This window comes from Pantoea allii (assembly GCF_046529425.1).
In the GTDB taxonomy this organism is placed as follows: domain Bacteria; phylum Pseudomonadota; class Gammaproteobacteria; order Enterobacterales; family Enterobacteriaceae; genus Pantoea; species Pantoea allii.
Window position 1 is genome coordinate 2,959,618 of sequence record NZ_CP125958.1, and the last position, 19,050, is coordinate 2,978,667.

General features: G+C 55.3%; 18 protein-coding genes. 2 read left to right on the top strand and 16 right to left on the bottom strand.

Features of this window, described 5'->3' with window-relative positions:
* The first annotated feature begins 263 nt into the window (after positions 1 to 263).
* Positions 264 to 3,713, top strand: coding sequence for a transcription-repair coupling factor (mfd, locus tag QNH99_RS13980; RefSeq protein ID WP_063879096.1), 3,450 nt, complete (start codon positions 264 to 266; stop codon positions 3,711 to 3,713).
* Positions 3,714 to 3,859: 146 nt separating this feature from the next.
* On the opposite strand, the gene QNH99_RS13985 is transcribed toward mfd, so the two are convergent.
* Positions 3,860 to 4,327 carry a carboxymuconolactone decarboxylase family protein gene (locus QNH99_RS13985; protein WP_410516830.1) on the bottom strand — a complete coding sequence of 156 codons (468 nt, stop codon included), beginning with the start codon at positions 4,325 to 4,327 and terminating at the stop codon, positions 3,860 to 3,862.
* A gap of 108 nt (positions 4,328 to 4,435) precedes the next feature.
* On the opposite strand from QNH99_RS13985, the gene QNH99_RS13990 reads away from it, so the two are divergent.
* On the top strand, positions 4,436 to 4,867 hold the full coding sequence (locus QNH99_RS13990; protein WP_244915396.1) for a MarR family winged helix-turn-helix transcriptional regulator: 432 nt from the start codon (positions 4,436 to 4,438) through the stop codon (positions 4,865 to 4,867).
* A 208-nt stretch (positions 4,868 to 5,075) separates the two neighbouring features.
* Here the strand turns inward: QNH99_RS13990 and QNH99_RS13995 are convergent, their stop codons facing one another.
* The 15 genes from QNH99_RS13995 to fabF form a co-directional block, all read right to left on the bottom strand.
* Positions 5,076 to 5,618 (bottom strand): glycine zipper 2TM domain-containing protein, encoded by a 543-nt coding sequence (locus QNH99_RS13995; RefSeq protein WP_063879093.1) that lies wholly within the window; start codon positions 5,616 to 5,618, stop codon positions 5,076 to 5,078.
* Between the two features lie 287 nt (positions 5,619 to 5,905).
* Positions 5,906 to 7,210 (bottom strand): NAD(P)/FAD-dependent oxidoreductase, encoded by a 1,305-nt coding sequence (locus QNH99_RS14000; RefSeq protein WP_074181004.1) that lies wholly within the window; start codon positions 7,208 to 7,210, stop codon positions 5,906 to 5,908.
* A gap of 211 nt (positions 7,211 to 7,421) precedes the next feature.
* Positions 7,422 to 7,964, bottom strand: coding sequence for an alpha/beta hydrolase YcfP (ycfP, locus tag QNH99_RS14005; protein ID WP_063879092.1), 543 nt, complete (start codon positions 7,962 to 7,964; stop codon positions 7,422 to 7,424).
* A 51-nt stretch (positions 7,965 to 8,015) separates the two neighbouring features.
* Positions 8,016 to 9,056: a beta-N-acetylhexosaminidase gene (gene nagZ / locus QNH99_RS14010; RefSeq protein ID WP_063879091.1), complete on the bottom strand. Its 1,041-nt coding sequence runs from the start codon at positions 9,054 to 9,056 to the stop codon at positions 8,016 to 8,018.
* Positions 9,057 to 9,087: 31 nt separating this feature from the next.
* Entirely contained in the window at positions 9,088 to 9,900 is an 813-nt protein-coding gene (thiK, locus tag QNH99_RS14015) for a thiamine kinase (protein ID WP_283355996.1), read from the bottom strand.
* A complete protein-coding gene (lpoB, locus tag QNH99_RS14020) occupies positions 9,884 to 10,480 on the bottom strand; it encodes a penicillin-binding protein activator LpoB (protein WP_172897712.1) in 597 nt (198 codons plus the stop codon). The genes thiK and lpoB overlap by 17 nt, the downstream gene beginning before the upstream one ends.
* Before the next feature lie 10 nt (positions 10,481 to 10,490).
* Positions 10,491 to 10,862: a YcfL family protein gene (locus QNH99_RS14025; protein ID WP_063879088.1), complete on the bottom strand. Its 372-nt coding sequence runs from the start codon at positions 10,860 to 10,862 to the stop codon at positions 10,491 to 10,493.
* A 20-nt stretch (positions 10,863 to 10,882) separates the two neighbouring features.
* Positions 10,883 to 11,233 carry a purine nucleoside phosphoramidase gene (gene hinT / locus QNH99_RS14030; protein WP_063879087.1) on the bottom strand — a complete coding sequence of 117 codons (351 nt, stop codon included), beginning with the start codon at positions 11,231 to 11,233 and terminating at the stop codon, positions 10,883 to 10,885.
* A gap of 469 nt (positions 11,234 to 11,702) precedes the next feature.
* On the bottom strand, positions 11,703 to 13,139 hold the full coding sequence (gene ptsG, locus QNH99_RS14035) for a PTS glucose transporter subunit IIBC (RefSeq protein ID WP_063879086.1): 1,437 nt from the start codon (positions 13,137 to 13,139) through the stop codon (positions 11,703 to 11,705).
* Positions 13,140 to 13,421: 282 nt separating this feature from the next.
* The gene (locus tag QNH99_RS14040) at positions 13,422 to 14,219 is read right to left on the bottom strand and encodes a metal-dependent hydrolase (RefSeq protein WP_145394784.1); all 798 of its coding nucleotides are present in this window, start codon (positions 14,217 to 14,219) and stop codon (positions 13,422 to 13,424) included.
* A 15-nt stretch (positions 14,220 to 14,234) separates the two neighbouring features.
* Positions 14,235 to 15,224, bottom strand: coding sequence for a DNA polymerase III subunit delta' (holB, locus tag QNH99_RS14045; RefSeq protein ID WP_063879084.1), 990 nt, complete (start codon positions 15,222 to 15,224; stop codon positions 14,235 to 14,237).
* Positions 15,221 to 15,856, bottom strand: coding sequence for a dTMP kinase (tmk, locus tag QNH99_RS14050; RefSeq protein WP_063879083.1), 636 nt, complete (start codon positions 15,854 to 15,856; stop codon positions 15,221 to 15,223). Before tmk ends, holB begins: the two co-directional genes overlap by 4 nt.
* Positions 15,846 to 16,865, bottom strand: a complete 1,020-nt coding sequence (gene yceG, locus QNH99_RS14055) for a cell division protein YceG (RefSeq protein ID WP_063879082.1) — start codon at positions 16,863 to 16,865, stop codon at positions 15,846 to 15,848. Before yceG ends, tmk begins: the two co-directional genes overlap by 11 nt.
* Entirely contained in the window at positions 16,865 to 17,677 is an 813-nt protein-coding gene (pabC, locus tag QNH99_RS14060; RefSeq protein WP_410516831.1) for an aminodeoxychorismate lyase, read from the bottom strand. Before pabC ends, yceG begins: the two co-directional genes overlap by 1 nt.
* Before the next feature lie 122 nt (positions 17,678 to 17,799).
* Entirely contained in the window at positions 17,800 to 19,041 is a 1,242-nt protein-coding gene (gene fabF / locus QNH99_RS14065) for a beta-ketoacyl-ACP synthase II (RefSeq protein WP_063879080.1), read from the bottom strand.
* Positions 19,042 to 19,050 lie beyond the last annotated feature (9 nt).

Genomic DNA, 19,050 nt, shown 5'->3' on the forward strand with positions numbered 1-19,050 from the left:
AAGATGATGTTAATCGTACGATGATGCAGCGTGAGAGCCGATATAATCATTACCGTAAAGAGATGACGGCAATGAACGTTACTCTGATGTACCCGTTTGACTTTCCTGCGAACGTTGTTCGCAAAAAAGATTTACACACAGCAACCCTTTAGTCACGCCTGCTTTAAGGCGAAGCGGTAGAAAAAATCTCCCGCAGAGGTGATCCCCATGGCGTATTATGGAATGATTACGCCCTGGTAAAAATGGAGCAACCTCGAGATCTCATGTCCGAACCGACTCGCTATACCCTGCCCGTGAAATCTGGCGATCACCGCCAGCTCGGCCAGCTGACTGGCGCTGCGCACGCGGTTGAGTGTGCCAGCATTACCGAGCGCCATGCTGGTCCGGTGTTAATGATCACACCTGATACACAAACCGCCCTGCATCTGCTGGACGAGATCCGTCAGTTTACCGACTTGCCGGTCGCGCATCTCGCGGACTGGGAGACGCTGCCCTACGACAGCTTCTCGCCGCATCAGGACATCATTTCGGCACGCCTTTCCACCCTGTACCAACTGCCCACCCTGCAGCGCGGCATGCTGATTATGCCGGTGAACACGCTGATGCAGCGCGTTTGTCCGCACAGCTACCTGCACGGTCATGCACTGGTCATGCAACAGGGCCAGAAACTGTCACGCGATCGCCTGCGCGATCAGCTTGAGCAGGCGGGTTATCGCCATGTGGATCAGGTGATGGAGCACGGTGAGTACGCAACCCGTGGTGCTTTACTCGATCTGTTCCCAATGGGCAGCGAGCAACCTTACCGCATTGATTTCTTCGATGACGAAATCGACAGCCTGCGCCTGTTTGACGTCGACAGCCAACGCACGCTGGAAGCCGTTCCCGCGATTAATCTGCTGCCGGCTCATGAATTTCCCAGCGATAAGAACGCCATTGAGCTGTTCCGCAGCCGCTGGCGTGAAATTTTTGATGTGCGCCGTGAGGCCGAGCATGTTTATCAGCAGGTGAGCAAAGGCACCCTGCCCGCCGGTATCGAGTACTGGCAACCGCTGTTCTTTGAACAGCCTTTACCTTCGCTGTTTAGCTATTTGCCCGACAACACCCTGATTGTTAACTGCGGTGATCTGGAAGGCGGGGCAGAACGATTCTGGAATGATGCCAACGCGCGCTATGAAAATCGCCGTGTTGACCCCATGCGTCCGCTACTTGAGCCTGCCACGCTGTGGCTGCGCCCGGATGCATTAATGGGCGAGCTGAAAGCCTGGCCGCGCATCCGTATGACCCACGACGTTCTGCCAGCGAAAGCCGCCAATACCAACCTTGGTTATGAATCCCTGCCGGATTTATCGGTTCAGGCGCAGGCGAAAGCCCCGCTGGATAACCTGCGCCAGTTCCTGGAGCAGTTCAGCGGCGGTGTGGTGTTCTCCGTGGAAAGCGAAGGTCGCCGCGAAAGCCTGCAAGAGCTACTGGCGCGGATTAAAGTGCGCCCCAAGCCGATTCATCATCTGAATGAAGTCAGCGCTGGGCAGCATACCCTGATGATCGGTGCCAGCGAGCGTGGCTTTGTGGATACACAAGGCAACCTGGCGCTGATTTGTGAAAGCGATCTGTTGGGCGAGCGCATCATCCGTCGCCGTCAGGATACGCGTCGCACCATTAATCCGGACATATTGATCCGCAACCTTGCGGAGCTGCACCCCGGTCAGCCTGTGGTGCACCTTGAGCATGGCGTGGGCCGCTATATCGGCATGACCACGCTGGAAGCGGGCGGCATACAGGCGGAGTACCTGATGCTCTCCTACGCCAACGATGCCAAGCTGTATGTGCCGGTTTCCTCGCTGCACTTAATCAGCCGCTATGCGGGCGGTGCCGATGAAAACGCGCCGCTGCATAAGCTGGGCAGTGATGCCTGGTCACGCGCCCGCCAGAAAGCCGCCGAGAAAGTGCGTGACGTCGCCGCCGAGCTACTGGATATTTACGCGCAGCGCGCGGCAAAAACCGGCTATGCGTTTAAGCACGACCGCGAGCAGTACCAGCTCTTCTGCGAAAGCTTCCCGTTTGAAACCACGCCCGACCAGGCCCAGGCCATCAATGCCGTGCTGAGCGATATGTGCCAGCCGCTGGCGATGGATCGTCTGGTGTGCGGCGATGTGGGCTTCGGTAAAACGGAAGTGGCTATGCGCGCCGCCTTCCTGGCGGTGGAAAACAATAAGCAGGTTGCCGTGCTGGTGCCGACCACGCTGCTGGCGCAGCAGCACTATGATAACTTCCGCGACCGTTTCGCCAACTGGCCCGTGCGTATCGAAATGCTGTCCCGCTTTCGCAGCGCCAAAGAGCAGAATCAGATATTGCAGGAAGCCAGCGAAGGCAAGATCGATATTCTTATCGGCACCCATAAGCTGCTGATGAGCGATATCAAGTGGCACGATCTGGGCCTGCTGATTGTGGACGAGGAGCATCGGTTCGGCGTTCGCCACAAAGAACGCATTAAGGCGATGCGCGCCGATGTCGATATCCTGACGCTGACCGCCACGCCCATTCCGCGTACGCTGAATATGGCGATGAGCGGGATGCGCGATCTGTCCATTATTGCCACACCGCCCGCGCGCCGGCTCGCGGTAAAAACCTTTGTGCGGGAATATGACGATCTGGTCATCCGTGAGGCGATTCTGCGTGAAGTCCTGCGTGGCGGGCAGGTTTATTACCTGTATAACGATGTCGAAAATATTGAGAAAGCCGCTCAGCGGCTGGCGGAACTGGTGCCAGAAGCACGGGTTGCCATCGGTCATGGGCAAATGCGCGAGCGCGACCTGGAGCGGGTGATGAACGACTTCCATCATCAGCGTTTCAATGTCCTGGTGTGTACCACCATCATTGAAACCGGTATTGATATCCCAACCGCCAATACCATTGTGATTGAGCGTGCCGACCACTTCGGGCTGGCGCAGCTGCACCAGTTGCGCGGGCGCGTAGGCCGCTCACACCATCAGGCTTATGCCTGGCTGCTGACCCCGCACCCAAAAGCCATGACGACCGACGCGCAAAAACGTCTGGAAGCCATTGCCTCACTGGAGGATCTGGGCGCAGGCTTTGCACTGGCCACGCACGATCTGGAAATTCGTGGTGCCGGGGAACTGTTGGGTGAAGAGCAAAGTGGTCAGATGGAAACCCTGGGCTTTTCACTCTATATGGAACTGCTGGAAAATGCGGTTGATGCCCTGAAAGCGGGTCGGGAACCGTCACTGGAAGATCTCACCAGCAACCAGACGGAAGTCGAATTGCGGATGCCCGCGCTGCTGCCGGAAGACTTTATTCCGGACGTCAACACTCGCCTGTCACTGTATAAACGCATTGCCAGTGCCGAAGCAGAAGATGAGTTGCAGGAGCTGAAGGTAGAAATGATTGACCGCTTCGGGCTGCTGCCCGATCCGGCCCGTAATCTGCTGGATATCGCTGTATTGCGGATGAAAGCCAAGGCTCTTGGCGTGCGTAAAATCGAAGCCAGCGATAAAGGTGGCTATTTCGATTTCGCGCCGCAGAACTGCGTGGACCCGGCCTGGCTGATCGGCCTGCTGCAAAAAGATGCGCGGCAGTGGAAGCTTGAAGGCCCGACGCGCCTGCGCTTCACCCGTGAACTGGCAGAACGCAAGGTGCGGATGGAGTGGGTGCAGTCGTTTATGTCCCAGCTAATGGAAAACCGTATCGCCTCCTAGCCCGCCACATGGCGAACAGCACCGCAGTGCGTGCATAAAGCCGCCTTAATCAAAGGCGGCTTTTTTTTGCCTGAATTCCCGCGTAGTTATTGAGCCTGTGCGGCTTTCACAGAAATTGCGCGTGTGAGGCGCTGCCCGAATCTTCTTTATCGGGCCAGCGGCGGGGCAAACTGCAGCGCACCTGCGATACGGTTCCAGGCATTGATGGCCCCAATTGCCGAGGTCAGGAACATCACCTCCTGCGGCGTAAACAGGCTGCTGACGTTATCGTACAACGCGTCCGGCACCGGCTGTTGTGACATGAGGGTTAATGCTTCGGTCCATGCCAGCGCCGCCGCTTCACGCTCGGTGTAAATGCCAGCATCACGCCACGTCGCCACCAGATCGATTTTGGCCGCAGCCAGCCCTGTTTTACGCGCTATGTTGAGATGAAACTGCAGGCAAAAGGCACAGCCATTAAGCTGTGACGCCCGGATCTTAATCAATTCAGTCAATGACTTATCCAGGCCAGCGTTGTCAACCGCCTTGCCCAGCATGCTCAGGGCAGCGACAACCTCCGGCGCCGCCCGCTCAAACGTGGACCAGTTACTTCGATTGTGAGAATGCGATGTCATAAATAATCCTGTCTGTTAATATAAGAACTCGAACAACAATATAAGAGTTCTTATATTATGCGCAAGTCAGGATCGCACAATCTGCCGCTGCCAGGCCCCGGAGAAGGTATGCGAGGCACGAAAGGCCACATTGGCTACCTGCTCCGCCAGGCACATGCTGTTCACAAGATACGGATGGAAAATGCCTTAAAAGCCACCGGCCTTACCCTGCCCCAGTTTTCGGTACTGACCATGCTCGCCGCCTATCCGGGCGCATCGGGCGCGGAACTGGCCCGGCTGTCGCTACTGACGCCGCAGACAATGAGTGTGATTGTCAGCAACCTTGAGCGGGCAGGCATGATCCACCGTCGTCCTCACGACGAGCATGGCCGAATCCAGATCATTGGTCTTACGGATGACGGATTGCAGGTGCTGGCACGCAGTAAAGCCGCCGTGCAGTCGGCAGAGGCCGGTTTGCTGTCCGGATTGTCCCCTGAGGATGAGGTGGCCGTGCGGCGCTGGCTGGTAAACGTTGCGACCTTGCCGACTAAAGAGGAGTGAAGGCTGTGTTATCCCGGCTGATCCCGCTTCGGCTCATCGCAGAACCGTGCTGGCAACGGTTTTTTAACGCGCCGTCAGGCTGGCGAATCAGGCAACCTTTTCGGTTAACGCACAATCCTCAGCCATAAAACAAGCGCATCCAGGGATGCGCTTTTGAGTTTCATACTGTGCTGTGTGACCGCAATGCGGCAATCTTTGCCCTTGTCCCTTATGCTTTATCGCCGTTCAGGATTAACTGTCCGTTACGGTCTACCGGGATACGCGTACCGGGATCGTTTTCCATCCGGATTTTACCCTGCTGGTCGCCGATCTTGTAGGTGACGTCATAGCCCAGCATTTTTTCTTGTTTGTCGTATACGGTTTTACAACGCTGTTCAGAGGTCGTGTAAGTATCACGATCCTGCATACCGCTCTGAACCTGGTTGCCCGCATAACCGCCCGCAAGCGCACCGGCTACCGTTGCGACGTCGCGTCCACGACCGCCGCCGAGCTGATGGCCCAGAACACCACCGGCTACCGCACCCAGTACTGAACCGGCGATACGGTTTTCATCCTGAACCGGACGACGGTGCGTCAGCGTCACGTTACGACACTCCTGACGCGGTTGTTTAATCGATTCTTTAATAGGTGTTGCTGACAGCACCTGTGCGTATTGAGGACCGCGATCAAACACGTTAATGCTTGCTACGGCGGCAACACCCAGTGCCGCTGCCACGCCAATACCGATACCCGCTAACATTGATTTATTCACAGGAAGTTCCTCCTGAAAGTGTTACCGCGCATTCCTGCCGCTGGGATATCCCTTACAGCTCTGGCAGAACCGACGTGCGCGACTCGCCGTTTGGTTGAGATAAGTTTTACAGATGTAAAGCTTTTGCAATATCAGATAATGGGAAGAAAATCGTGCAGGAGGGCTTAGTGCCACCTTTTAGGAGAGTTCTGAGCAGTCGATAGAGGCTAAAATACCGCGCTGATTTCATTATTTTCAGGAAAGTTAATAGTGAAATCAGCGGGTTAAAAACAATCTTACTGATGCGTTTAGTGAAGTTTCAAACGGGGACGAATGACCCGGTTAAGGCTGCCTACCACCATCATCAGCCCGGTTTTGATATAGCCGTGCAACGCCACCTGGTGCATACGGTAGAGAGAGATATAGACGAACCGGGCAATGCGCCCTTCTATCATCATGGAACCTCGCATCAGATTGCCCATCAGACTTCCAACGGTGCTAAAGCGTGACAGGGACACCAGCGAACCATGGTCTTTGTAGACATACGCTTTAAGTGGCTTGCCCTGATACTGCAACAGGATGTTATGCAGCGCACAGGAAGCCATCTGATGAGCGGACTGGGCGCGCGGCGGCACAAATCCCCCACCGGGTAAGGCGCAGGAGGCGCAATCGCCGATAGCGTAGATATCTTCATCCAGGGTGGTCTGGAGCGTCTCTTTCACCACCAGCTGGTTGATGCGGTTGGTTTCCAGTCCGCCGATCGCTTTCATAAAGTCAGGGGCTTTTATGCCCGCCGCCCAGACCATTAAGTCCGCTTCGATAAACTCGCCGCTTTTGGTATTCAGGCCCAACTTTTCCGCGCTGGTCACCATCGTTTGTGTCATTACGCGCACGCCAAGTTTGGACAGCTCCTGATGTGCCGCGGACGAAATGCGCGGCGGCAGGGCTGGCAGAATACGTTCGCCCGCTTCCACCAGCGTGACGTTCAGCGCCTCACTACCCAGCGCTTTGTAGCCGTAGCTGTGCAGTTGCTTAACCGCATTGTGCAGTTCTGCCGAGAGTTCAACGCCGGTTGCGCCTCCGCCGACAATGGCAATGTTAACCTTCTCTACCGCACCTTCGCTGGCAGAGAATTTCAGGAACAGGTTGAGCATTTCATTATGGAAACGGTGCGCCTGCTGCGGGCTGTCGAGGAAGATGCAGTGATCTTTAACGCCCGGCGTGCCGAAGTCGTTTGAGGTACTGCCCAGCGCCATCACTAACGTGTCGTAAGCCAGCTCGCGCTCAGGCACTAACACTTCGCCCTGAGCGTTGACGACTTCGGCCAACTGGATGACTTTTTTCTCACGGTTGATATTGGTCAACGAGCCCAGTTGGAACTGAAAACCGTGGTTACGGGCATGCGCCAGATAGCTCAGGGCATCAATGCCTTCATCCATTGATCCGGTCGCCACTTCGTGCAGCAGCGGCTTCCACAGATGGCTGTGGTTACGGTCGACCAGGATAATCTCGGCTTTCTTTTTACGTCCCAGCTTATGCCCTAACTGCGTGGCCATTTCCAGGCCGCCGGCACCACCGCCCACAATGACAATTTTCTTAACAGATGTAGTCAACAAAGACCCCCTTAAATTGTGAACCAAAAGTTAATCAATGGTTAAATTAAACCTTAATAAACATAGGGTTGGCGACATAATTTCGCTATCTGCAGGCAGAATAGCATGGCGGGCAGAGCGGAGCCTCAGAAAATTGATGTACATCAAATTTAGCAGACAGTTCCTGGCAGAACCGGTCAGATGATCGGGCACCGCCTGGGTGCCTGATACGTTAATCCGCAGTTTTGAAGGCTTTCAGACGTTGCAGATGCGGCGAGATGTTGCGGAACTTGTGGCTTTCGCTTTCGTCCCAGACAATCGGATAGTAAGGATCTAACAAGGCAGCGGTGCGCTGGCTGTCGAGAAGCTCATCATGGCGGGATAAAATCGTCAGGCAGCGGTCACGGTTGCGTTCACGAAAGTCACTCACGCACTTGGTGGCGATATCCTGGTACTCTTCCGGCCGGTCTATTTTGCCTTCCATGTTTTCATGTGGGAACAGATTGGGATTGAAAACGGCCTGGCGAATCGCACATAAAAAACCAATTCGCTCTGACCAGTATCCGCCCAGTCCGACACCACAGATAAGCGGGCTTGGGTCATCGCTCAGGCTGAGGATTTTATCGGTTTCTTTGAGCAGAAACTGCATGTCATGTTTGGGATGACGCGTACTGTAACTAATGAGCCTGACATCGGGGTCAATAAACTGCAGTTGCAGCACTTTTTCATGGTTGCCCGGACTTGAGGAGTCAAAACCGTGGAGATAAATAATCATGGTTATCCTTAAGGGTCATCATGCCGGGCAACCTGTGTTTACCGCCTGGCGTTACAAGGCTGCTTTATGCGCCAGCCAGCGTTCCTGCAGTGCACTCAACTGCTGTGCATTGTGTTTCCAGCGGCTACTGGCCTTCAGGCTGTCCCGGCTAAAGGTGCCCCGATGGTACAACTGCACAACCGGTTCCGCCTCGATCAAGGTCAAATTATCCATTACGCTCACCGCGCCCTGGCGATCGTTACAGACCAGAATCATGTCGCAGCCAGCAGACAGCGACTGCTGTGCACGTTCAGCATAGCTGCCCATTACCGCCGCGCCTTCCATTGAGAGATCGTCAGAGAAAATCACGCCCTTGAAACCCAGCTCCTGACGTAGCACCGTTTTCAGCCAGTAAGGCGAGCCGCTGGCAGGCAGCGGATCGGCTTCTGTATAGATCACATGCGCGGGCATAATGGCGTCCAGCGCCTGTTCACTAATCAGCGTGCGGAATATCGCCATGTCGTGCTCACGCAGTACGGCTTCACTGCGGTCATCACGCGGCGTCTCTTTATGGGAATCTGCGCTGACCGCCCCGTGACCGGGAAAATGCTTCCCGGTGGTTTTCATCCCCGCCTCATGCATACCGGCAATAAAACGTCGCGCCATCGCCAGCGCAATAGCCGGATCTTCATGGAAAGCGCGGTCGCCGATGGCGGCGCTGATATGGCCGATGTCCAGCACCGGGGCAAAGCTGATATCAATATCCATGGCGATCATTTCGGCCGCCATCTGCCAGCCAGCCTGCTGAGCCAGCTCGCCTGCCGTGGTCATATCATTGAGCGCCGCAAAAGACTGCATGGCTGGCAACTGAGTAAAACCGTCACGAAAACGCTGTACGCGTCCGCCTTCCTGGTCCACCGCCACCACCAGACGTGTGTGCGAGGCCGCACGAATCTGACGCACCAGTTCCGCCAACTGAGCGGGATCGTGATAGTTACGGGCGAACAATATCAGTCCCCCCACCAGCGGATGGCGGAGGATCTCGCGCTCTTCTGCATCCAGTTCGAAACCTTCAACGTCCAGCATTAAGGGGCCGGGAAAACGTGTTGTCATAACCTGAATCCTGTCTCTCGGCGTAACGCCGTTAAATCTGTGACCAGCTCTGTTGAGCCAGCTGTTGTAAATGCTCATCGCCACTCTGTTCAGCGCGCAGTTGGTACCAACTGGCCATTAACAGATGCAGCCAGGGCTGCCAGCGTGAAACCTGCCGCTGCAGTGAGGCCAGCGGTAACTGCATGAGCGCCGCATAGTCACGCAGCCAGTAGAGCTGTTGAGTCGGGTCCGACAAACAGACGGCGGCCAGCTCAAGCGCCACATCGCCGTCTGCGGCATATTCCCAGTCAATGAGGTGCAGCCCCTGTTCTGACTGAATCAGGTTAGCGGGATGCACGTCCATATGCAGAGGAGCAAGCCGTAATGGCCGCGGCTCGCCTTGCTGCGTTAGCCGTTGTAGCTGACGCAGCCAACGATGATGTCGCTGCTGGCAACGCTGCCAGTATTGCCAGAGCAAGGGCAACAGAGATAAACGATAACCGGTGAGCGGCTGCTGATGAAGCTGTTGCAGTAGCGCAAGGACCTGACGCCGCCCGGCACGAAACCCGGCATCGCTCATGACCTCGCCCTCCTGCCAGGGCAGAATAATGCCATGGCGGTTGGCTGCCAGCGGAGCCTGCACCAGACCGCTGGGCCGTAATTTACGCAGTAGCCGCCCTTCGCGCTGGCGATTAACAAAAGGTATCGGCGGCTGTGGCGCCGGACGGAGAAGACGTCGTCCCTGCTGAGTGACGATGTGACAGCTCTGCCCGGTTAATCCCGCTAACGGCGTTACAGTGACCTGTTGCTCACCGATGGTTGCCGTGATCAGTTGCAGAAACGCCGCATTAATTCTGGGCGACACCGTCACCAGACCAGATAATTTCGCCCGTCTGTACCAGCATGAGCTGCATCTGTAAGGTCGGTGCTTTTACGTCGCCCTTCGCCGTGCTGTACAGCACGTACTGTGCGTTCAGGTTACGGGCCAGGCCAATCGCTTTACTGCGCGAGTTCAGGCTGTCGTCCGGCGACAGCCCCAGCGTTTGTTTCGCCTGCGCCAGTTGTTCTGATGACACCAGGCTGAACTTACCGTTGTTATTCAGCGCGTTCTGAATAGCGCTCGTTGCCTTTTCACCCTGCAACGCACCATTGGTGCTGTTTTTGATGCGATCGACCAGTAACACGCTGCCCGGTGTAACGGTGGCGGCACGAACCATCTGCGCAACCAACGGCTCAACGCTGGCATCCCAGTTAATGGTCACCAGCTTAGGCGGTTGTGGAACAGGTTGCGGTTGCTGTACCGGTTGTTCCGGCTGAGGAACAGGCTGAACCGGCTCCACAGGCTGAGTGGGTTCAACGGGGGCAGGTTGCTGCTGTTTTAGCACGCAGCCAGAAAGAATAAGCGCCATCAACAGCGCGCCAGTACGATTAACACTGCGAATCACGTAACAGTCCTCAGAGATAGATATAGAGACGAACCTTGCTGGCCGTCAGGTTACCCAGTTGTGAGACGGCAGCAATGCTTCCGTTCGGGGGAACCGTGACGATCTGTGCGGGTTCACGCGGCGTTATTTCAAGCCCTTTGTCGTCGTACCAGTAATAACGATAATGCACAACCACCGGCGTTTCACGCTGATTGTAGAGTACGCTGCTGGCGCGTTTCTGACCGTCGTGGTCATCCAGCGTCGGCTCGTCAGTAATAATGCCCGCCGAGAGCACCGAGGACTCCATCACCAGCGACTGCGACGTATTAATCATCGGTTTATCGCTGCTGCAACCGGTAAGGCTCAGCAGCACAACAGGCAGGCAGATCAACCATGAACGCATAGCAAGGTTCCCTTAAGGGATCAGTGTGACAGCATCGGGCCAAGCGGCTTGCCGCCCACCAGATGCATGTGGATATGGTAAACTTCCTGACCGCCATGTTTATTGCAGTTAACGATCAGGCGATAGCCCTGCTCGTCAATGCCTTCTTCACGGGCTATCTTTGCGGCAGCCGTGAACATCCTTCCCAGTGCCTGCTCGTGTGCCGCCTCAACATCATTGGCGGTCGGAATCAGGATATTGGGCACAATCAAGATATGCGTGGGCGCCTGAGGTGAAATATCACGGAAGGCCGTGACCAGTTCATCCTGATACACCACGTCGGCGGGAATTTCACGACGGATAATTTTACTGAAAATCGTTTCTTCAGCCATAGAGCAATTCCTTTAGCCTGGAGGGTAATACCTCAGTATGCGGGAGAAATTCGTTTTCTTTCAACCTCAGGCTGTTTTTTCTTATACCAACTGGCTGTGTTTAACGCATTCCGCGGTTTGCCTGGGCGCGAAAACTATTTCCCCCCTTTTCTTACCGCCTTCCGCCCTAATTTTCACACTTTCTTTTATTGCCTGCCTGGCCGCTTATTGCTGTCGCGCAGATGGACAGCGATACACAGCAAAATGCGGCGCGGGTGGAAGAAACGGCGACGGCGACCGCAAATTTGCAGCTGTTATCGGACCCGCTGTTGCAGACCACGGCAAAATTTGTGACTCGCGAAGCCCTCTGATGCCTCTGAGAGCCGCTTAGCACGGCCTTCTTTCAGATCCTCTATCCAAATGGCAAAAAAAACCGTGTTGAGCAGTGACTCAACGCGGTTATCGCGGTGCAAAACGGCGCTATGCCTTTTTACATACTACGGATGTAATCATCCATATCGGTTTTCAGGTTGTCGGATTTTGTGCCGAAAATCGCCTGAACACCTGAACCTGCCACCACGACGCCACGCGCACCGAGGTTTTTTAGTTCAGTTTGATCCACTTTGCTCACATCAGCGACGCTGACGCGCAGACGCGTGATACAGGCGTCAAGGTTAGTGATGTTCTCTTTACCACCGAATGCAGCCACCAGTTTGCCCGCCATTTCACCGCCGGTCGCTGAAGAAGACTGTTCGCTTGCGCTGTCTTCACGTCCTGGCGTTTTGAGGTCCAGCTTAACAATCAGGACACGGAAAACGGTGTAGTAAATTGCGGCATAAATCATACCGACGATAGGGAACAGCCAGATTTTGCTGCTGTTACCACTGAGGACGATAAAGTCGATCAGACCGTGCGAGAAGCTGGTGCCATCACGCATACCGAGCAGGATACAGATAGGGAATGCCAGACCTGCCAGAAGCGCGTGAATGACATACAGGATTGGCGCAACGAACATGAACGAGAACTCGATTGGCTCGGTAATACCGGTCAGGAACGAGGTCAGCGCAGCGGAGATCATGATACCGCCCACTTTGGCACGGTTCTCAGGTTTGGCGGAATGCCAGATAGCAATCGCCGCGGCAGGCAGGCCGTACATTTTGAACAGGAAGCCACCGGAAAGTTTACCCGCAGTCGGATCACCCGCCATATAGCGTGGGATATCACCGTGGAATACCTGACCTGCGGCATTGGTGTACTCACCAATCTGCATCTGGAAGGGAACGTTCCAGATATGGTGCAGCCCAAATGGCACCAGCGCACGCTCAACTACGCCGTAAATACCAAATGCCACAACCGGGTTTTGGTACGCCGCCCACTGGGAGAAGTCCTGAATCGCGGAACCGACCGGAGGCCAGATAAACGACAGTACCAGACCCATCGCAATCGCCGCCAGACCGGAGATAATCGGTACAAAGCGCTTACCGGCAAAGAAGCCCAGATATTCAGGCAACTTAATGCGATAGAAACGGTTGAACATATACGCGGCAATGGAGCCGGCAATAATGCCGCCCAGCACCCCGGTATCGGCAAGGTGTTTCGCCTCAATTTCCGCCGCAGGAAGATGCAGCACTAAAGGTGCCACCACCGCCATGGTTTTCACCATGATGCCGTAAGCGACAACCGCGGCCAGGGCTGAAACCCCGTCGTTGTTGGTAAAGCCCAGTGCCACGCCAATGGCGAAAATCAGGGGCATATTGGCAAAGACCGATCCACCCGCTTCCGCCATGACATGCGAGACCACCGTAGGTAACCAGCTGAAATTGGCTGAACCCACACCTAATAAAATACCGGCGATCGGCAGAACCGATACCGGTAGCATTAGCGATTTACCAACTTTTTGTAAGTTGGCAAAAGCGTTTTTAAACATAGCGTGAAACTCCTGAGTATGTGTGCGTTTTTCGCGCAGCGCGCGTGGTAAAGAGGGAGGTGCTTTACCGGTTGGCGTTATCCGCCATTTTGATTTATTACGAAGGGTAAAATAAATTACCCTTCGTTACTTTGACGGCTATCACGTTTCGCAAATCAGAACGCTAAAGCACGTAACAATAGTGATTTTATTGAGTATTTTTCAGGCAAAAAAATTGACCCTGTATGAAAAAAACAGGGTCAACCAATAATATTTCGTATTTATTACAGCACCTGAAATAAATCAGGATGCGCTGGTCAGGCGGCTCATTGGAATATGAAACAGCTCAGAGAAGTTCCGGGTGGTGGTTGCCGCTAAGGTTTCAATGTCCACGCCCTTTAGCACCGCTAAATAGTCAGCAACATCTCGCGTGTAAGCAGGCTGGTTCTCTTTACCCCGGTACGGCACGGGGGCCAGATAAGGGGAATCCGTTTCGACCAGAATGCGATCGAGCGGTACATAGCGCGCCGCGTCACGAATCTGCTCTGCATTGCGGAAAGTAACAATGCCTGAGAAGGAGATGTAGAAACCCATATCCAGCAGCTTTGCCGCTGTCGCCTGATCTTCCGTAAAACAGTGTAGTACACCGCCACAACGTTCGACCTGTTCTTCCTTCAGGATGGCCAGCGTGTCTTCACGTGCATCACGCGTATGCACGATAATGGGCTTGTTCAGCGCAATCCCGGTACGGATGTGTTCACGAAACGAGCGCTGCTGCTGCGCTTTGGTTTCCTGCTGATAGTAGTAATCCAGCCCGGTTTCGCCCAGCGCAACCACCTGAGGGTCGGCGGCCAGACGACGGAATAACTCAACATCATACGGCGCTTCCTGGTTCAGAGGATGCACGCCGCAGGAGAGCGCGATATTTTCACGCTCGCCTACCAGCGCTTTCAGGGTGCTAAAGCCGGGTAAGGTCGTGGCAATCGCCAGCATAAACCGGACGTCACGCGCCGCCGCTTTGGCAATAACATCATCGAGATCGTGATGGTTTTTTTCATAATCCAGGCCATCGAGATGACAATGGGAATCAACAATAAACATATTTTTCTCAGTAAATTAGCCAGGTACGTGGGGCTTCAGATGGTCCGCCCAGCTCAGTAACCGGTCAGTTAACAGGAGTTCACGATTCACTGCCGTAACCTGTAACAACGTTTCACGGCAGCGCATCCAGTCATGGGCGCTGTTATTGAGCGCCGTTTGCGAGAAATGCTGCGCCAGCATCGCCACCACGTCCTGGCGATCCACGTTGGTGAGCCACTGGCTCGCGCCCTGTTGCCATTTCATCGCATCCAGTATTAATGACAGCAGCCAGCCGATACGCGCCGCACCGTTGTCAGCGTTCAGCGCTGGCAGCAGTTGCAGAATGTCCTGTTGCAGGGCACTCGCCAGGGAATCGCACAGTTTTTGCCGTGCCTGCCAGAGTCCGTCTTCCAGCAGGGCCAGCGCCGCGCCAGGTGCACCGGCGCTCAGTCGCAGCGCCGCCAGTAAGTTCGCCTCATCATGCGCGCCTTGCTTTCTGAGCCAGGCCAGACTCACGTTTTCGTCCGGCGGTGGCAACGTCAGCACCATGCAGCGGCTTCGTAGCGTGGCCAGCAGGCGGGACGGTTCCCGGCTGCTTAAAAAAAACCAGCTATTCGCCGGCGGCTCTTCCAGGGTTTTCAGTAAGGCATTGGCCGCCGCTTCACTGAGCTGTGCCGCATCCGGTAGCCATACCACTTTGGCCCCGCCCTGCTGCGCATAGTGATACATTTTTTCCGTTACCTGACGCACGGCATCAATGCCCAACGTGGCTTTGCCTTTTTCTGCTTCCAGCCGGTACCAGTCAGGATGGGTATTTGCCTGCATCAGCTGGCAGCCATGGCAGTGGCCACAGCTTTTTAATCCGTCACGGTGCAGACACATCAGCCAGCGGCTTATTCCCCACACCAGCGCGTCATCACCCATGCCATCAATCGCCTTAACTAACAGCGCGTGATGGGCACGGCCATCCTGATGCTGACCAATCACCTGACGATAAGGCTGATTTAGCCAGGGATACCAGTTCATGCCTGCTGTTCCGCCAGCCAGGCCGTCAGGGTGGATTGCAGCGCGCGGGTCACCTGCTCAAGCGGCTGGGTAGCATCGATCGTCAGGATGCTGTCGTCCGCAGCAGCCAGCGCCAGATAGCGATCACGTGTGCGTTCAAAAAAGCGCAACGACTCCTGCTCAATCCGATCTAATTCCCCGCGAGCGCGGGCACGCTGTAATCCGGTTTCCGGCGTGACATCAAGATACAGCGTCAGGTCAGGACGAAAATCCCCCAGCACCGTATCACGTAAGGTACGCATCAGTTCGGCATCCAGCCCGCGACCACCGCCCTGGTAAGCCTGGGACGAGAGATCGTGGCGGTCGCCTACCACCCAGGCACCGCGCGCCAGTGCGGGTTTAATCACCGTTTCCACCAGTTGTACGCGCGCGGCATAAAGCATCAACAGTTCCGCTTTATCGGTGACCTGCTCGCCCGCTATGCCCTGCTTGACCAGCACGCGCAGCTGCTCTGCCAGCGGTGTGCCACCGGGTTCGCGGGTAAAGACAATATCCTCTATGCCACTGGCGCGCAGTGTTGCGACGACCGCATCGCGCGCTGTGGTTTTCCCTGCGCCTTCCAGGCCCTCAATAACGATAAACTTACTGTCCATTTTTTTCCTTTAACTCAAGCCGGTAGGCCTGCACGGCCTTGTTGTGGCTGGCAAGATTAGTGGTGAAGGTATGCCCACCTTTGCCATCCGCAACAAAATAGAGATAGTCGGTTTTTTCAGGATGGGCGGCCGCGATTAAGGAAGCTTTGCCTGGCATCGCGATGGGCCCCGGCGGCAGGCCACTGATGATATAGGTATTGTACGGCGACGGCGTTTCCAGATCTTTGCGCGTCAGCGTGCCAGTATAGGCCGCTCCCATGCCATAGATCACGGTAGGATCGGTTTGTAAACGCATCCCCACGCGCAGACGATTAATAAACACAGAGGCCACTTTGGCCCGCTCTTCGCTGACGCCAGTCTCTTTTTCGATAATCGACGCCATGGTGACCATCTCCTGCTCATTTTTATACGGCAGGTTATCCATCCGGCCCTGCCAGACTTCATCAATAGCCTTTTTCATCCGTTGATGCGCGCGTTCCAGTAAGGCGACATCGCTGGTATTGGCGGTATAAAGGTACGTGTCCGGGAAGAAGCTGCCTTCGAGTTCGTTTTCGTCCAGCTTGAGCGTGCTGGCAACGGTCGCGTACTTGTCGTCCTGTAGCGTATGTTTCACATAGGGCGCTTTGCGTAATTCGCTCAGCCACTCTTGCAAACGCTGACCTTCAACAAAGCGTAGCGGGAATTGTGCCTCTTTACCGCTGGCCAGTAGCTCCAGCAAGCTGCGTACCGTCATCGACGGCTCAAGGCGATAGGTTCCGGCTTTAAATTTGGCCAGCTCTGGCTCAAGTTTAAGCAATGCACCAAACCAGATGCTGTGAGGAATGATGTGCTGGCTTTCCAGCTGCGCTTCTAAGGCGACGCGACCGGTCCCTGCCGGCAACGTATAGATCTGTTCCTGGGAAAGGGTTAAGCGGCTGGCAGCGAGTTGTTTCACCTGCCAGTAGCTTACGGCTGCCGCGATGAGCAGGATGACCAGCACGCTCACCATTATTTTTTTGCTTCGGCTCATTATGCTTCCATTATCTTTCTACAGCTTGCCTGTAGCTGGTTAAACAAGGTGCGCTGGTTGAATTCCACCGCATCAAGTTGTCGAACGGATAATACCGGCATCAGCGCATTGCATATGACGATTTCATCAGCTGCCAGTAGCTGCGCTAATCCCGCCTGTACCACCTGACAAATTTGGCCTGCGGCACGCATTTCCGCTATCAGACTCCGCCGCATAATGCCGTCAACGCCCGCCTGATCCAGCGCCGGAGTAAAAAGTGCGCCGCCGCTTCGCCAGAATAAATTAGCCGCACAGCATTCCACCACCCAACCTTCAGTGTCAAGCACCAGCGCCTCATCAGCGTCTGTCTGCTCAAGATGGGCACGAATCATCACCTGCTCCAGCCGGTTCAGGTGCTTAAGACCGGCAAACTGTGGCTGCCGAGCCAGACGTACCGGGCTGACGGCCAGTTTGACGCCGGTTTGCTGTAACCTTGCATAATGCGCTGGCCAGGCGGATACCGAGACGATTCGCGTGGGGCCGCTACAGCCTGTTCGGCTGTAGCCGCGCCCACCGCTGCCGGCGCTGAGGATGACTTTAAGCACTGCCCTGTCATGTCCGCTCGCCGCCTGTTGCATCTCCTGCGCCAGCGCAGACCAGTCAACACCACTCAGCCACAACCGTTCACAGCTTTGCTGCAACCGCTGCATATGCATGTCAAACAGGACGATTCTGCCCTGGCAGACGGCGGCGGTGGTAAAGCAGCCGTCGCCAAACTGTACGGCGCGATCGCTGGCCGCCAGATGGGGTTGTTCAGTGCCGTTTATCCACATTGCCCTTACTCCGGTGTCAGCATGTTGTTCAGCGATGGCCGTGATTTTATCGTTTTTTCTGGGCCACTGAATAGAAAAAAGGCCCGCATTGCGGGCCTTTACAGCAATCATAAACGCGATGTTTAGATTTTACGGAAAATCAGCGAGCCGTTGGTGCCGCCGAAGCCGAAGGAGTTACAGAGTGCGTATTCCAGTCCCGAAACCTGACGTGCGGTATGCGGTACGAAATCAAGATCGCAGCCTTCGTCAGGGTTATCCAGGTTCAACGTCGGTGGAACCGCCTGATCGCGCAGGGCCAGAATCGAATAAATCGACTCAACCGCGCCCGCCGCACCCAGCAGATGGCCGGTCATGGATTTGGTCGAGCTGACCATCACCGTCCTGGCTGCTGCACCAAAAACCGATTTCACGGCCTGGGCTTCGGCTTTGTCACCCGCTGGCGTTGAAGTACCGTGTGCATTGACGTAACCAATCTTGTCTGGCGTCATCTGCGCATCACGCAACGCGTTGATCATTGCAGCGGCTGCACCTGAACCGTCTTCCGGCGGTGAGGTCATGTGATAAGCATCGCTGCTCATCCCAAAGCCCACGATTTCCGCGTAGATTTTTGCGCCACGTTTCTTAGCATGCTCGTACTCTTCCAGTACGATAATGCCCGCCCCGTCACCCAGTACAAATCCATCACGGTCTTTATCCCAGGGACGGCTTGCCGCCTGAGGGTTTTCGTTGCGCGTCGACAGCGCACGCGCCGCGCCGAATCCACCTACGCCAAGTGGCGTACTGGCTTTTTCCGCACCGCCCGCCAGCATCACGTCAGCATCGTTATACGCGATGATACGTGCAGCATGACCGATATTGTGCACGCCAGAAGTACAGGCGGTCGCAATGGAAATGCTGGGGCCTTTTAAGCCATACATGATGGTGAGATGACCCGCCACCATATTGACTATCGTGGAAGGCACAAAGAATGGGCTAATTTTACGCGGGCCGCCGTTCACCAGAGAAGTATGGTTGTCTTCGATCAGACCCAAACCACCGATGCCCGAACCAATTGCTGCGCCAACCCGGCCTGCATTTTCATCGGTCACAACCAGACCGCTGTCCTGCATGGCCTGAATGCCTGCCACGATGCCGTACTGAATGAAGTCATCCATCTTGCGTTGATCTTTACGAGAGATAAAGTCATCGCAATTGAAATCTCTTACCAGACCTGCAAAACGTGTTGCATAGGCGCTGGTATCAAAATGGTCGATCAGGTTAATGCCGCTCTGACCGGCAAGGAGAGCACTCCAGGTAGACTCTACGGTATTGCCGACAGGAGACAACATGCCAAGACCAGTCACAACTACACGACGCTTAGACACGTTCGTCCT

Coding starts and splice junctions, on each gene's coding strand:
- ptsG (WP_063879086.1), bottom strand. CDS start 13,139: ATGTTTAAAAACGCTTTTGCCAACTTACAAAAAGTTGGTAAATCGCTA.
- yceG (WP_063879082.1), bottom strand. CDS start 16,865: ATGAGCCGAAGCAAAAAAATAATGGTGAGCGTGCTGGTCATCCTGCTC.
- QNH99_RS13985 (WP_410516830.1), bottom strand. CDS start 4,327: ATGACATCGCATTCTCACAATCGAAGTAACTGGTCCACGTTTGAGCGG.
- ycfP (WP_063879092.1), bottom strand. CDS start 7,964: ATGATTATTTATCTCCACGGTTTTGACTCCTCAAGTCCGGGCAACCAT.
- nagZ (WP_063879091.1), bottom strand. CDS start 9,056: ATGACAACACGTTTTCCCGGCCCCTTAATGCTGGACGTTGAAGGTTTC.
- pabC (WP_410516831.1), bottom strand. CDS start 17,677: ATGTGGATAAACGGCACTGAACAACCCCATCTGGCGGCCAGCGATCGC.
- holB (WP_063879084.1), bottom strand. CDS start 15,224: ATGAACTGGTATCCCTGGCTAAATCAGCCTTATCGTCAGGTGATTGGT.
- QNH99_RS14025 (WP_063879088.1), bottom strand. CDS start 10,862: ATGCGTTCATGGTTGATCTGCCTGCCTGTTGTGCTGCTGAGCCTTACC.
- tmk (WP_063879083.1), bottom strand. CDS start 15,856: ATGGACAGTAAGTTTATCGTTATTGAGGGCCTGGAAGGCGCAGGGAAA.
- QNH99_RS13990 (WP_244915396.1), top strand. CDS start 4,436: ATGCGAGGCACGAAAGGCCACATTGGCTACCTGCTCCGCCAGGCACAT.
- mfd (WP_063879096.1), top strand. CDS start 264: ATGTCCGAACCGACTCGCTATACCCTGCCCGTGAAATCTGGCGATCAC.
- QNH99_RS14040 (WP_145394784.1), bottom strand. CDS start 14,219: ATGTTTATTGTTGATTCCCATTGTCATCTCGATGGCCTGGATTATGAA.
- hinT (WP_063879087.1), bottom strand. CDS start 11,233: ATGGCTGAAGAAACGATTTTCAGTAAAATTATCCGTCGTGAAATTCCC.